Source organism: Streptomyces sp. NPDC107517 (assembly GCF_055582645.1).
Map to the genome: position 1 here is coordinate 127,066 of NZ_JBVJPM010000012.1, position 14,704 is coordinate 141,769.

Genomic DNA, 14,704 nt, shown 5'->3' on the forward strand with positions numbered 1-14,704 from the left:
CCGCCGTCCCGCCGCTACGCGGACGTCTTGAGCGCCGCCAGGCGCGCCTCGATCTCGGCCGTGTCGCCCAGGCCTTCCAGCTGCTCGAACTGCGCGTCGAGCGACGAGTCGGCGAGCTCCTGCTTGCCCAGTGCCCTGGCCTCCTCGCGGCGCACCTTCTCCTCGAAGCGGCTCAGCTCGCTCGTCGGGTCGAGGACGTTGATGTTCCTGGCGGCGTCCATCATCTGGTTCTGGGCCTGCGCCGTCTTCGAGCGCGCCACCAACTGGTCGCGCTTCGACTGGAGTTCGACCAGCTTCGTCTTCATCTGGTCGAGGCCGGACTTCAGCTTTCCGACGACCTCGTTCTGCGCGGTGATCGTCGGCTCGGCGTCCGCCGCCTCCTTCTCGGAACTCAGCTGCCGCCCGAGCGCCACCTTGGCGAGGTTGTCGAACTTGTCTGCCTCCGCCACGCTGCCCGCCCCCCGCAGCTCGTCGGCCTTCTTGCTCGCGGCGAGCGCCTTGCGGCCCCACTCGCCGGCCGCTTCTACGTCCTCCTTGTGGTCCTGCTCCATCATCCGCAGATTGCCGATGGTCGCCGCCACGGCCTGCTCGGCCTCGGCGATGTTGTTCGAGTAGTCACGGATCAGCTGGTCGAGCATCTTCTGCGGGTCCTCGGCACCGTCCAGAAGGGCGTTGATGTTCGCCTTCGCGAGCTGGGTGACGCGGCCGAGAACGGTCTGCTTGGTCATGAGAGTGCTCCTTGTACAAGGGAGTTACGCAGGAACTGGGTGAATGCCGCCGGGTCAGAACCGTCCCCCGCCGCCCCTGCGGCCACGGGTCCCGCCCCCGCCGAAACTCCCCGGACCGGCGCCGCCGAACCCGCCCCCGAAGCCCCCGCCCCCGCCGAACCCACCACCGCCACGACCGCCGCCCAGGAGTTCGCCGAGGATGATCCCGCCGAGCACCGCGCCTCCCATGCCCCCGCCACCACGCCCGCCGCCCCCGCCGTACGGATTCCCGAAGGACCGCACATCCTGCTCGGCGAGCTGCTGCGCCTGCCGGGCCAGCGCGTCGGCCCGCTGGGCACCGGCCAGGGCGGCCGTGGGATCCGCCTCCGCCGTCGTCCGGACGTACTCCAGGTGCCGCTGCGCCTCTGCCAGGCGCGTACGGGCCTCGCTGCCGACCGCCCCGCGGTGCGTGGTGATGAAGTCCGACGCGGCGCCGACGCTGCTGCGGGCCGTGAGTTCCGCCTGGTCGAGCAGGGAGCGTGCGCGGGCCGAGCCCGACTCGCGTTCGCGCGCCTCGTCCAGGGACGCGTCGAGCGCCGAGTCGGCCTCCTCCACGCGGCGCAACGCGTCGATCGGGTCGTAGGGGCCGGCGGCCATCTCCTTGCGCACGCCCGCGGCGACGGTCCGCACGCGCGCGATGCGCCCGCGCAGATCGGCCGTGGACGCGCCCTCGGCCGTCCCTTCGAGCAGTCCTTGGGCGTCCGCGAGGTCGGAGTCGGACTCGGTGAGCGCGGACGGCAGCTTCTCGGCGGCCTCGGCCAGCTCGTGGCCGAGCCGGTCGATCGCGTCCACGAAGGTGCCCGCCTGGTCGACGGCCGACTCGGCGGCCCGCAGGAACACCGCGGCCCTGCCGTTGTCGCCCGCGTCGACGCCCGTACGCGCCTGTTCGAGGTTCGTCCTGGCGAACACCAGCCGGTCCTTGGCCTGCTCGATATTGCCCGCCACGGGAACCAGCGCGGACGGTGCGTAGCGGGCGCCGAGCGCCGTCAGCGTCTCCTCGGCCGTCGTGGTGCGGGTGGCCAGGTCACGGGAGGCGCGCTCCGCGTGCGCGAGGGCGTCGGGGGCGGTGCGCTCCAGGGCCCGCAGCCGGTCGAAGTCCGCGGCCTCGGCGTCGAGCCTGCGCCCCGCCTCGGTGCAGCGGTTGATGATCTCGTCCAGCATCTGCCGCTTCGTCGCGTCGTCCTCGGGGTACGCGTCGTCGAGCTGCTGACGCAGCCGGAAAGCCGCCGTCAGCTCCGACTGCGCATACGCCACCGCCTCGGTGAACGGCTTGACGGCCTCCTCGCCGAACTGCGCGGTGGCGAAGCCGAGTTCCTCCGTGCTGGTGCGGATCGAGTCGTCGCTCTCCACCAGCATCTGCCTGGCCTGTTTGTCCAGCTCGGGCAGCGGTGTGACCCGCGGCCCCGTGCCCCCGCCGCCCCAGCCGCCGCCGGGGGTGGTGCGGGTATGCGTACGCCTCTTGCGCCGGGTGTACGCGAACGCCGCGACGGCACCCGCGCCGCCGACCACGATGAGGGGCAGGGCGAGATCGGCCGCGCTGGGACGCGTGTCCGAGCCGCCGGGGTCGGCCGGGCCCGGGGTGATCGTCGGAGTGGGGACCGGGCTGCCCGCGAGAGTGGCGGAGATGCCGTCGGCCGCGCCGATCGCGGCGCCCGCCCAGTCGTTCCTGCGCAGCGCCGGTTCGATCGCGGTCTGCGCGATGTCCTTGAGCTGCGCGTCGGTGAGCTGCGAGTCCTGGTCGACGGAGTAGGCGTACTGCCGGTCGTGCGTGGCCACGGCGAGGAGTACGTCGTTGAGGCCGAGGCCGTTTTTGGAGGCCGTGTCGTCGGCCCAGTCCTGGGCGGAGCGGCCGGAGAAGTCGCGTACATAGACCACGAAGAGCTGGGTGTTGCGCTTGCTGTCGAGCGAGTCGAGGGCCGAGGCGACCTCGGGCTCACGGTCCCGGAGGGCGTCCACCTTGTCGGTGATCTGGCCGGTTCTCGACAGGGTGACGGGGTCGTCGGCGCGGGCGGCAGTGGCGGGCAGCAGCACCCAGCACAGCGCGAGCAGGGCGGCCACGGCCGACCGCGCGGCTATCCGTACCGGACGGGGGCGACTCGGAGGCGGCGTCACAGTTGGGAGCGTATGACCGGATCTGGGGTACCGCGACCGGGATCGGCCCGGTCCGGTTGTGGCGAATCCGCATTGTTATCGCCGGCCCTTCCGGCAAAACCGCTGCTCAACGTAGGTTTCCGGCATGGAGAACGGACCCTGGGCCGCGGGCGGCGCGATCGGCGAGCCGGAGCTTGTGGTGTCCGGACCCGCCGGCTCCCCGGTCCGGCCGGATCCCCTCGACGGCCCCCAGCGGTGCAGGGGGCGGCGCCCTCTCGGCGCGCTGCTCGTCGGCGCGCTCGCCGCGTCCGCCGTCTGGGGCGCCGGCCTGTACGCGTTCGGCGCGCAGGGCCCCGACCTCAGGGGCTACCGAGTGAGCGACCGCCTCTGTTCCCTCCTCGCGATACCCCATCTCGCCACGGTCTTCGACCGCGGATCCCGCTGGGAGTCCACGCGGAGCAGCAGCGAGGCGGTGGACACGGCGGACTGCTCGGGGGACCTGGAGCGCAAGGAGGGCGCGGCGCGCGCCGCCACGCTCTCCGCGTCCGTGGTCCTGCACAAGCGGACCGACCCCGGCGCGGAGTTCGAGGCGGCGCGCACGACGGCCGCCGAGCGGATCCCGGGTCGGGCCGAGGTGCGTACGGCGAAGGGTCTGGGCGACCGGGCGTACACGGTCGTCCATGGCCGGACGGCGACAGTCCACGTCCTGGACGGCGACGCGGAGTTCACCCTGAGCGTGAGCGCCGGACCGTCCGCGGGACGCGTCACACCGGAGCGGCTGCGGCCGCTCGTGGCGGGGGACGCCGCCGCGCTGATGCGCCGGGTCGGCTCGCGCTAGCGCGGCTCAGGAGGACGACCTCCGTCGGATCTTGTTCCCCAGCCAGACCACCGGGTCGTATTTGCGGTCGACAGCTCGCTCCTTCAGGGGGATCAGGGCGTTGTCCGTGATGTGGATGCCCTCCGGGCAGACCTCCGTGCAGCACTTCGTGATGTTGCAGTAGCCGAGGCCGTGGTCCTCCTGGGCCGTGCGCTTGCGGTCGAGGCCGGAGTCCGACGCCGCGTCGAGAGGGTGCATGTCCAGCTCCGCGACCCGCATCAGGAAGCGCGGGCCCGCGAACACCGCCTTGTTCTCCTCGTGGTCGCGCACCGCGTGGCACGTGTCCTGGCACAGGAAGCACTCGATGCACTTGCGGAACTCCTGCGAGCGGTCCACGTCCTCCTGCTGCATGCGGTACTCGCCCGGGCCGACCCCGGCCGGCGGGACGAAGGCCGGGATCTCCCGGGCCTTCGCGTAGTTGAAGCCGACGTCCGTGACGAGGTCGCGGACCACGGGGAAGGCGCGCAGTGGCGTCACCGTGATGACCTCCTCGCGGTCGAAGACCGACATGCGGGTCATGCACATCAGGCGGGGCCGGCCGTTGATCTCCGCCGAGCACGAACCGCACTTGCCCGCCTTGCAGTTCCAGCGGACCGCGAGGTCGGACGCCTGGGTCGCCTGGATCCTGTGGATGATGTCGAGGACGACCTCGCCGTCGTTCACCTCGACGGAGAAGTCCGTCAGGCCACCGCCCTCGGCGTCCCCGCGCCAGACCCTGAAACGCGCATCGTACGAACTCACTCGTACAGCTCCTCTTCGGCGAGGTACTTGACCAGCTCTTCCTTCTCGAAGAGGGCGAGCAGGTCCGGGCGGATGGGCTCGGTGGTCTCGTGCACGAGGTCGATCTGTCCCCGCACCGGATCCGTGGCCGCGAGGCCGCCGGTCGGATCGACGAGCCGGCACAGCAGGTTGGTGCGCCGCCAGCCGCGGTCCATCGTCGGGTGGTCCTCACGGGTGTGGCCGCCGCGCGACTCCGTACGCTCCAGCGCGGCGCGCGCGATGCACTCGCTGACGAGCAGCATGTTGCGCAGGTCGAGCGAGAGGTGCCAGCCGGGGTTGAACTGACGGTGCCCCTCCACCCCGGCCCGTCGCGCCCGCAGCCGCAGCCCGGCGAGCCGGTCGAGCGCCTCGGCCATCTCCTCCTCGCGGCGGATGATGCCGACCAGATCGTTCATCGCCTGCTGGAGCTCCTGGTGGAGCGTGTACGGGTTCTCGGCGACGCCCCCGTCCGCGGGACCCTCCGCGGAGAACGGGCGCAGCGCCTCCGCCGCCGCCGTGTCGACCTGGACCGAGTCGATGGCGGGCCGCTCGTCGAGCCCGGCGGCGTACTGCGCCGCGTGCAGTCCGGCGCGGCGGCCGAAGACGAGGAGGTCGGAGAGCGAGTTGCCGCCGAGGCGGTTCGAGCCGTGCATGCCGCCCGCCACCTCACCGGCCGCGAACAGGCCCGGCACGCCGCGCGCCGCCGCCGTGTCCGAGTCGACGGCGATGCCGCCCATCACGTAGTGACAGGTCGGGCCGACCTCCATCGGCTCGGCCGTGATGTCGACGTCCGCCAGCTCCTTGAACTGGTGGTACATCGACGGCAGCCGGCGCCGGATGCGCTCGGCCGGCATGCGCGTGGAGACGTCGAGGAAGACGCCGCCGTGCGGGGAGCCGCGGCCCGCCTTCACCTCGGAGTTGATGGCGCGCGCCACCTCGTCGCGGGGGAGCAGCTCGGGCGGGCGCCGGTTGTGGTCCGGGTCGTCGTACCAGCGGTCGCCCTCGTCCTCCGACTCGGCGTACTTCTCCTTGAAGACGTCGGGGACGTAGTCGAACATGAACCGCTTGCCCTCGGAGTTGCGCAGGACCCCGCCGTCGCCGCGCACCGACTCCGTGACGAGGATGCCCTTCACCGACGGCGGCCAGACCATGCCCGTCGGATGGAACTGCACGAACTCCATGTTCAGCAGCGGCGCCCCGGCGAGCAGCGCGAGTGCGTGGCCGTCGCCCGTGTACTCCCACGAGTTCGACGTCACCTTGAAGGACTTGCCGATGCCGCCCGTCGCCAGCACCACGCTCGGCGCCTCCAGGACGAAGAAGCGGCCGCTCTCGCGCTCGTAGCAGAACGCGCCGGAGACGCGGTCACCGTCCTTGAGCACGCGGGTGACCGTGCACTCCTGGAAGACCTTGAGGCGTGCCTCGTAGTCGCCGAACTCCTTGAAGTCCTCCTGCTGGAGCGCCACGATCTTCTGCTGGAGCGTGCGGATCAGCTCCAGGCCCGTGCGGTCACCGACGTGCGCGAGGCGCGGGTACTCGTGCCCGCCGAAGTTGCGCTGCGAGATCCGGCCGTCCGCCGTCCGGTCGAACAGGGCGCCCCAGGTCTCCAGCTCCCAGACCCGGTCGGGTGCTTCGCGCGCGTGCAGCTCGGCCATCCGCCACTGGTTGAGGAACTTGCCGCCGCGCAGCGTGTCCCGGAAGTGGACCTGCCAGCTGTCGCCGGAGTTCACATTTCCCATCGCCGCGGCGATGCCGCCCTCGGCCATCACGGTGTGCGCCTTGCCGAAGAGGGACTTGCAGATCACGGCCGTACGCGCGCCGCGCTCGCGCGCCTCGATCGCCGCGCGCAGGCCGGCGCCGCCCGCCCCCACCACGACAACGTCCCACTGCTGCCGCTCCACTTGAGACATCAGAAGTGCCACCCCATCTAGAAGAAGCGCGGATCGTCGAAGGCGCCGGACGCCAGCAGGAACACGTAGAAGTCGGCGAGCGCGACGCTGATCAACGACGCCCAGGCAAGCAGCATGTGACGGTGGTTCAACTTTCCGACCCACTGCCACATCCGGTAGCGCACCGGGTGCTTGGAGAAGTGCTTGAGCTTGCCGCCGACGATGTGCCGGCACGAGTGGCAGGACAGGGTGTACGCCCAGATCAGCGTGATGTTCAGCAGGAAGACGAGCGTGCCGAGACCCATGTGGCCCCACTCGTACTGCTCGTTGCGGAACGAGAGCACGGTGTCGTACGTCAGGATTCCCGCCACGAGGATCGCCGCATAGAAGAAGTAGCGGTGGATGTTCTGCAGGATCAGCGGGAAGCGGGTCTCGCCCGTGTACTTCTTGTGCGGCTCGGCGACCGCGCAGGCGGGCGGAGACGCCCAGAACCCGCGGTAGTAGGCCTTCCGGTAGTAGTAGCAGGTCAGCCGGAAGCCGAGCGGGAAGATCAGGATGAGCAGCGCGGGGGACAGACCCCACCAGCCGCCGAATATCTCCCAGTTGGGGCCCGCGTGCATCGGCTTGCAGTTCTCCGCGATGCACGGGGAGTAGAACGGCGAGACGTACGGCGCGTGGTAGTAGTCCGTGTTCGCGAAGGCCCGCCACGTCGAGTAGACGATGAAGGCGAGCAGTCCCGCGGCGGTACTGGCGGGCGCCAGCCACCAGCGGTCGGTGCGCAGGTGCCCGGACGCGATCGCGGCGCGCGTCCTGTCCCGGACGCCGTGCGCGTCCGACGGGGGATGGGGTTCCGTGCCGGTGGCCAACGAAGCCTCCGCTCAGAGGGTCAGGGGGCGTGCCGGTCCCGGGCGCCGAGTCCTTCGTCGTCCGAGTCGGTCCAGAGCGAGCTGTCGTACGGGGTGTCGGGGATGGGCACGAGCTCGGGCCGGCGCGGTGGCGAGGCGTCGGCCGCGGCCGCCCGCAGCAGGGCGACGCTCTCGCGCAGATGGTCGGCGTCGGTGCGTACGCGCCGTACGTCGAGGCCGCCGTCGAGCTGCCGCTCGAGGCGCCCCACGGTCCGGCACAGCTCGTCGAGGCAGCGCTCGGCTGCCGCCAAGTCGTTGTTCAGGGACATGACTTGCCCTCGATTCCGCTGGTGCGGCGGAGATGCTCATGCGCCTGCGAGTGTCGCGCGTCACATCACGCCTTGTGAAGGGATCTGCGCGGATTCCTGAAGCGCGCACGGGCGTGCGCCCCTGTTTTGCGCTCTCCGGGGCGGCGGGGTCCCGGTATGTCGGCGGCTGCGCTCGCCAGGGGCGCGGGGAACCGCGCGACCGGCCGGCGACCGCCGGCACCCGCCCACGAGACAGCCCCGCCGCGCCCTCTGCGCGCCGCATTGGGCCGCACGAGTGGGGTTCCGGGCGCACACGGTCGTGTCGCCTCCTGCCCGCTGGACCCGTCCTCTTCAGTGGGGCGATAGATGTGATCAGCTCCATATACGGCCAAACGTGATCAAACCCGGCCCGGTCCTGGTAAGCGGGCGGCCGGGCTAGCCCCGGAGGTTCCCGTGATGTCCCATGACGGCGCCACATCGCGCCTCGCCAGGCGTCCCGCGCGGCGTCCCGTCCTGCGCTCGGCCGCGTTCCTCGTGTCGGGGGCGCTCGCGGTGTCGGCCCTGGCCGGCTGCAGCTCGGGCGATGACGAAGAAGAGACCACGAGTCAGGCCGCCCCCCAGGACATCGCGCCCACGTCCCGCGGCGACATCGCCGACGGCGGCACCCTGCGCTGGGCGGTCGACGCCCTGCCGGGGACCCTCAACTCCTTCCAGGCCGACGCCGACGCGGGTACGACCCGTGTCGCCGGCGCCGTGCTGCCCTCCATGTTCCGGCTCGACAGTCAGGGCAGGGCGGTGCGCGACCCGGACTTCCTGGAGAAGGCCGAGGTGATCGAGCGCGAGCCCAAGCAGGTCGTCCTGTACAAGCTCAACCAGCAGGCGGTGTGGAGCGACGGGCGCGAGATCGGAGCCGCCGACTTCGCCGCCCAGTGGCGCGCCCTGTCCGGCAAGGACTCCGCGTACTGGACGGCCCACAACGCGGGCTACGACCGGATCGAGAAGGTCGAGCGGGGCAAGAACAACCTGGAGGTGCGCGTCACCTTCGCGAAGCCGTACGCGGACTGGCGCTCACTGTTCTCTCCGCTGTATCCCAAGGACGTCATGGGGACCCCGGACGCCTTCAACGAGGGAGCCCGGCGCGCGCTCAAGGTCACCGCGGGCCCCTTCGCGGTCAAGAAGGTCGACCGCAGCGCGAAGGACATCACGCTGGTGCGCAATCCGCACTGGTGGGGCCGCCAGGCCAAGCTGGACCAGATCGTCCTGCGGACCGTGCCCCGCGCGGAGCGCGCCGCCGCACTGGTCGCGGGGAAGGTCGACCTCGCCGCCGTCGACCCACAGGACGCGTCCCGCATCTCCCTCGCCGACCGTGACAAGGGCGGCTCGGGCCCGCTCGCCCACGGCCCCGGCGCCGCGCTCACGCCCGGCGAGTCGATGCGGTCCTGGGCCGTCGCGCACGGCGGCGACAAGAAGGCGGCCGACAAGGAACTCGACGCCCGCGGGAAGACCCGTGCGGCCGCCACGCAGTACGAGGGCGAACAGTCGCGCCTGGACAGCTACGTCGTGCGCAAGTCCCTCGAACCGGCCTTCACGCAGCTCGCTCTGAACGGCGCCGAGGGTCCGCTGGCCGACGAGCGCGTGCGCCGCGCCGTGGCCCGCGCCATCGACCGCAAGAAGCTCGCCGAGGTCGTCCTCAAGCCGCTCGGCCTGCCCGCGCACACCGTCGGCAGCCATCTCGCCCTCGCCGGGCAGCAGGCGTACGCCGACAACAGTGGTGCCCTCGGCAGTCAGGACGCCAACGAGGCACGGGCGCTGCTCTCGGACGCGGGCTGGGTGCCGGGCGGTCCTCTGAAGGAGGAGTCCGGGAAGACCAAGCCGAAGACGGCGGGCGGTGAGTCCGACACCGACAAGGAGGGCGCCAAGAACGAGAACGGCGCGGAGGGCAAGAAGGACACCGAGGACAAGAAGGGGGCCGCCTCGAAGGGCCCCGGCGACGGCACGTACGACGTGGGCGAGAGCGACCAGAAGCCGGGCGACCGGCAGCCCCCCTTCTTCACCCCCGAGCGCACCGCCGCCCACCGGTACGCCGCGCCCCTGCGCCAGGCCGACGCGCAGCAGCTGCACGAGGCCGACAAGGAGAAGAAGCACGCCGATCAGTACGCGAAGGAGGCCGCCCAGGGCGGCGCTCCGGGCGCGTACGCCCCGAAGGGGACGGCCGCACCCGCCGTCGCCCCCGCCGGATCGCTCGCCAAGGACGGCAAGCCGCTGACCCTGCGCTTCGTGCTCCCGTCGGGCCCTGGCTCGGACTCGCTGCGCGCGGTCGCCGACCGGATCTCGCAGATGCTGCAGAAGATCGGCATCGGCACCGAGACGACGAGGGTCGCCGACACCAGCTACTTCAAGGACCACATCGCGTCCGGGCAGTACGACCTGGCGCTCTACTCGTGGCCCGTCTCGGCCTTCCCGGCCACCGACGCCCGCCCGATCTACGCCAAGCCGGTGCCCGCCGCGGACGGCTCGCTGACCGTCGAGCAGAACTACACCCGGGTCGGCACGGACCACATCGACCAGCTCTTCGACCAGGCGATCGGTGAGCTCGACGAGGGGGAGGAGCGCTCCCTGGTCAAGCAGACCGACGCCCGTATCTGGGCCGCTGCAGGATCGATTCCTCTCTACCAGCGCCCGGAGCTGGTGGCCGCCCGTCGCACCGTCGTCAACGCGGGGGCCTTCGGCTTCCAGGAGCCGAATTACGAGGACATCGGCTTCCTGAAGCCGGGCGCGCGGCCAGGCGCCCGGCCGAACGTCCCGGGCTCGGCGAGCCCGGCCGCGAGCCCTGCGGAGCTTCCGGCAGCGAACCCGGCCGGAAGCCCGGCAACGAACCCGTCCGCGGACCCGGCCGAGAAGCCGTCCGCGAGCCCGTCCGAGAAGAAGTGACGCAGATCGCACCCTGAGCGCGCCGAAGCGGCCCTGAGCGCCCCTGGGGGAGAGTCCCGAAGATCGCCCAGCTCAGATCTCGCTCAAGTCCCTTGCCCGCCGGTCCCTCCGGCGGGCAAGGTTCGTATCGCCGCTGACCTGCGGTTTCCTCGGGGCGCCCCCCACGCCTCTCCGCGGCGTTCACTCACTGTGCATCCTTGACCCCAGAGCCCCAGAAGGCCTACTCGGCCGAAGCCCCGTACGATGGGGTGAGGCCGTGGCGTGTCCAGCCCGGCAGGGCGCGTGTACGAAGAGACGTACGCGCAGCCGTCCACTCACTCCGGGAGTACGCCGCAATATGGCCACGCGCCACGACATCCGTAACGTCGCCATCGTCGCCCACGTCGACCACGGCAAGACCACGCTGGTCGACGCCATGCTCAAGCAGGCCGGCGCCTTCGCGGCGCACGCCGCCGAGTCGCTCGACGACCGCATGATGGACTCGAACGACCTGGAGCGTGAGAAGGGCATCACGATCCTGGCCAAGAACACGGCGGTCAAGTACCACCCGAAGGATGGCGGCGACGCCATCACGATCAACATCATCGACACCCCCGGCCACGCCGACTTCGGTGGTGAGGTCGAGCGCGGCCTGTCGATGGTCGACGCGGTCGTGCTGCTCGTCGACGCCTCCGAGGGCCCGCTGCCGCAGACCCGCTTCGTGCTGCGCAAGGCGCTCGCGGCCAAGATGCCGGTCATCCTGTGCATCAACAAGACGGACCGCCCCGACTCCCGGATCGCCGAGGTCGTCGACGAGACGTACGACCTGTTCCTGGACCTGGACGCGGACGAGGACCAGATCGAGTTCCCGATCGTCTACGCCTGCGCCCGTGACGGCGTCGCCTCGCTGACCAAGCCCGAGGACGGCAGCGTCCCGCAGGACAGCGAGAACCTCGAGCCGTTCTTCAACACGATCCTGGCGCACGTCCCGGCCCCCGAGTTCGACGAGGACGCCCCCCTTCAGGCGCACGTCACGAACCTCGACGCCGACAACTTCCTCGGCCGTATCGCGCTCTGCCGCGTCGAGCAGGGCGAGCTGCGCAAGGGCCAGACCGTCACGTGGATCAAGCGCGACGGCACGATGTCCAACGTGCGCGTCACCGAGCTCCTCATGACCGAGGCTCTCACCCGCAAGCCGGCCGAGAAGGCGGGCCCGGGCGACATCTGCGCCGTCGCCGGTTTCCCGGACATCATGATCGGCGAGACGCTGGCCGACCCCGAGAACCCGATCGCGCTGCCGCTCATCACGGTCGACGAGCCGGCCATCTCGATGACCATCGGCACCAACACCTCGCCGCTCGTCGGTAAGGGCGGCAAGGGCCACAAGGTCACCGCCCGCCAGGTGAAGGACCGCCTCGACCGCGAGCTGATCGGTAACGTCTCGCTCCGTGTCCTCGACACCGAGCGCCCCGACGCCTGGGAGGTCCAGGGCCGTGGTGAGCTCGCGCTCGCCATCCTGGTCGAGCAGATGCGCCGCGAGGGCTTCGAGCTGACCGTCGGCAAGCCCGAGGTCGTCACCAAGCAGGTCAACGGCAAGACGCACGAGCCGATCGAGCGCATGACGATCGACTCCCCCGAGGAGCACCTCGGCGCGATCACCCAGCTCATGGCGACCCGCAAGGGCCGTATGGAGACCATGACGAACCATGGTTCGGGCTGGATCCGCATGGAGTGGATCGTCCCGTCCCGCGGCCTCATCGGCTTCCGCACGGAGTTCCTCACGCAGACCCGCGGCACCGGCATCGCGCACTCGATCTTCGAGGGCCACGAGCCGTGGTTCGGCGAGCTGCGCACCCGTCACAACGGCTCGCTCGTCGCGGACCGCTCGGGCTCGGTGACCCCCTTCGCGATGGTCAACCTCCAGGAGCGCGGTGTCATCTTCACCGAGGCCGGCACGGAGGTCTACGAGGGCATGATCATCGGCGAGAACTCGCGCGCCGACGACATGGACGTGAACATCACCAAGGAGAAGAAGCTCACCAACATGCGTGCGGCTTCCGCGGACACCACGGAGAACGTGGTGCCCGCCCGCAAGCTCTCGCTGGAGCAGTCCCTCGAGTTCTGCCGCGACGACGAGTGCATCGAGGTGACCCCGGAGACGGTCCGTATCCGTAAGGTCGTCCTGGACCAGAAGCTGCGCGGCCGCGCGGCCTCGAAGGCCAAGAACGGCTGATCCCGAGACAGCAGGGCCCGGGTCCCCTTCGGGGGGCCCGGGCCTTTGTCGTATGTCCTGCGCCGCGAGGTCCGCGCAGGAGTTTTTACAGGATCATCGCCCACTCCAGGTGGTACTTCACTACCCTCGTGGCATCCTGGACGCCGTCCCGCGCGATCCACGCGCGTTGATTCGCCTGTCGAGAGTCTTCCCACGGCCCTGCGCAACGGCTCGTGATGTGCAACTCGATTTCCAGAGGTGACCGTCCGGTATCCGGACTCCATTGACCGATAGATGTGTAACGAGTCCGTTTCGCAGGGATCTATCTAGGATCAGTTTGTCCGGATTTTGGGCTAAGTACGCATCAGGTGTGATCGAACCGAGACCAAAAGACTGTGGTCGGTCCGATTCTGATGCCAGATAGTTGAGCGCGTAGAGCTCGGGTCAATGGGTCACGCACTGTGGGGAGTGCCGACTCGCGAGCACACTGAGGCACTTTCAATCCTCGCCGTCAGGGGTGTCGGCCAGGTGGCATGTGCCTCCACTTGTAGTGAACAAAAGTGGACTCATGAGGAGGAACCCATGCGAGGTGCCACAAGCGCCATATGGGTCGCGTCGTCCCCGATGGCAGGTACAGGACTCGCGGGCAGTAGGTCCGTGGTCGGCACGGCGCTCAAGCGCCGCGACAGTCTCTGACGGCAAGGCCTGCCCGGTCGGGTCAGGTTCCCCCGGGGTGAGTTCACCCCAGTCGTAGCTCAACCGCGCGCATCCGGCCTTGGGTTGCCGTGTACCGCCCGTAGGTCGTCGTACCCCCTGGTGGCAAATCCAGCTGGAGTGGCGTACGCCGTGCGACGGCCGTCGGTCCGGTGCTCCGTCCCACAGGGAGGAGCCCGCCGTGTGCCGACGACCTCCAACACCTGTGAAATGGACGAATCATGACGAGTCCAATCGAGATTGAGGGCGCCGAGACCTCTTCCGCCTTGGACAAGGACAGCGCGCCGCAGGCTGACGCGAAGGAGCCCAAGAAGCTCGAGGGGCGCAGCCCCGGACAGCTGATGTGGCGTCGCTTCAAACGGGACAAGACGGGCGTCATCTCCGCCTTCATCGTTCTGTTCTTCTTCCTGATAGCCGCGCTCGCGCCGGTCATCGCGAAGGTGTACGGCAAGGACCCGTACACCTTCTACGGGCAGGACGACCCCACACTCCTCAACGAGTTCAACCTGCCGGCCGGTCCCAATGGCGGTATCTCGCCCGAGCATTGGTTCGGCATCGACCCGAACTACGGCCGCGACGTGTTCTCGTACCTGCTCTACGGCATGCGTACGTCGCTCTACACGGCACTGCTCGCCACGATCGGCATCGTCATCGTGGGCGTGCTCATCGGTCTCGTTTCCGGGTACTTCGGCGGCAAGATCGACTACTGGCTCGGGCGGCTGACCGACTTCATGCTCGCCCTGCCCAGCCAGCTGTTCATGGTCGCGGTGATGCCCGTCGTCGTCACGGTGTTCGTGGCGCCCGACGAGGAGACCCCGGTCTACATCCGCTTCCTCGCCATCCTCGGCGTGATGTGGCTCCTCACCTGGATGAGCCTGTCCCGCCTGGTGCGCGCCGTCACGCTGTCCCTGCGTGAGCGCGAGTTCGTGGAGGCGGCGAAGGTCGCGGGCGCCTCGCCCTGGCGGATCATCCGCAAGGAGCTGCTGCCCAACCTGATCACGCCGATCATCGTGCAGGGCACGTACCTGCTCCCCAGCACCATCCTCTCGGTCGCGTTCCTGTCCTTCGTCGGCGTCGGGTATCAGGACCCGACCCCCGACTGGGGCCTGATGTTCGCCACCGGCGCGAACATCTACGAGCAGGACCCGACCTACATGTTCTTCCCGGGTGTCGCCATGGTCGTCTTCTTCGTGGCGTTCAACCTCCTCGGGGACTCCGTCCGGGATGCGTTCGATCCCAAGACGGGCCGCTGAACCCAGCACATCCGAGGGGGAGCTGCCACCCGGGCGCCGGCCCACACCGGATGCGCCAGGCAGCACCAAAGGATCACTACTC

Annotated in this window: 10 protein-coding genes; 4 read left to right on the forward strand and 6 right to left on the reverse strand. The window is 70.0% G+C overall.

What is annotated here, in order from left to right; genetic code table 11:
• Positions 1–14 precede the first annotated feature (14 nt).
• Positions 15–728 carry a PspA/IM30 family protein gene (locus ACZ67T_RS26455; protein WP_469987465.1) on the reverse strand — a complete coding sequence of 238 codons (714 nt, stop codon included), beginning with the start codon at positions 726–728 and terminating at the stop codon, positions 15–17.
• A gap of 54 nt (positions 729–782) precedes the next feature.
• Positions 783–2,879 (reverse strand): TPM domain-containing protein, encoded by a 2,097-nt coding sequence (locus ACZ67T_RS26460; protein ID WP_469987467.1) that lies wholly within the window; start codon positions 2,877–2,879, stop codon positions 783–785.
• Positions 2,880–3,003: 124 nt separating this feature from the next.
• Here ACZ67T_RS26460 and ACZ67T_RS26465 point away from each other — a divergent pair, with 124 nt between their 5' ends.
• A complete protein-coding gene (locus tag ACZ67T_RS26465) occupies positions 3,004–3,696 on the forward strand; it encodes a hypothetical protein (protein WP_469987468.1) in 693 nt (230 codons plus the stop codon).
• 6 nt (positions 3,697–3,702) lie between these two features.
• Here the strand turns inward: ACZ67T_RS26465 and ACZ67T_RS26470 are convergent, their stop codons facing one another.
• From ACZ67T_RS26470 to ACZ67T_RS26485, 4 genes are read right to left on the reverse strand one after another with little or no spacing between them, the layout of a single operon-like run.
• Positions 3,703–4,476 carry a succinate dehydrogenase/fumarate reductase iron-sulfur subunit gene (locus ACZ67T_RS26470; protein WP_469987470.1) on the reverse strand — a complete coding sequence of 258 codons (774 nt, stop codon included), beginning with the start codon at positions 4,474–4,476 and terminating at the stop codon, positions 3,703–3,705.
• Entirely contained in the window at positions 4,473–6,401 is a 1,929-nt protein-coding gene (locus ACZ67T_RS26475) for a fumarate reductase/succinate dehydrogenase flavoprotein subunit (RefSeq protein ID WP_469987472.1), read from the reverse strand. Before ACZ67T_RS26475 ends, ACZ67T_RS26470 begins: the two co-directional genes overlap by 4 nt.
• A gap of 17 nt (positions 6,402–6,418) precedes the next feature.
• A complete protein-coding gene (locus tag ACZ67T_RS26480) occupies positions 6,419–7,246 on the reverse strand; it encodes a hypothetical protein (RefSeq protein ID WP_469987474.1) in 828 nt (275 codons plus the stop codon).
• Between the two features lie 20 nt (positions 7,247–7,266).
• Complete coding sequence (locus ACZ67T_RS26485) at positions 7,267–7,554, reverse strand: hypothetical protein (RefSeq protein ID WP_469987475.1); 288 nt, start codon at positions 7,552–7,554, stop codon at positions 7,267–7,269.
• Between the two features lie 435 nt (positions 7,555–7,989).
• Here ACZ67T_RS26485 and ACZ67T_RS26490 point away from each other — a divergent pair, with 435 nt between their 5' ends.
• The 3 genes from ACZ67T_RS26490 (at position 7,990) to ACZ67T_RS26500 (ending at position 14,622) form a co-directional block, all read left to right on the forward strand.
• Positions 7,990–10,464: an ABC transporter family substrate-binding protein gene (locus tag ACZ67T_RS26490; RefSeq protein WP_469987607.1), complete on the forward strand. Its 2,475-nt coding sequence runs from the start codon at positions 7,990–7,992 to the stop codon at positions 10,462–10,464.
• A 337-nt stretch (positions 10,465–10,801) separates the two neighbouring features.
• On the forward strand, positions 10,802–12,676 hold the full coding sequence (gene typA / locus ACZ67T_RS26495) for a translational GTPase TypA (RefSeq protein WP_469987477.1): 1,875 nt from the start codon (positions 10,802–10,804) through the stop codon (positions 12,674–12,676).
• Positions 12,677–13,590: 914 nt separating this feature from the next.
• A complete protein-coding gene (locus tag ACZ67T_RS26500; RefSeq protein WP_266673792.1) occupies positions 13,591–14,622 on the forward strand; it encodes an ABC transporter permease in 1,032 nt (343 codons plus the stop codon).
• The last annotated feature ends 82 nt before the right edge of the window (positions 14,623–14,704 follow it).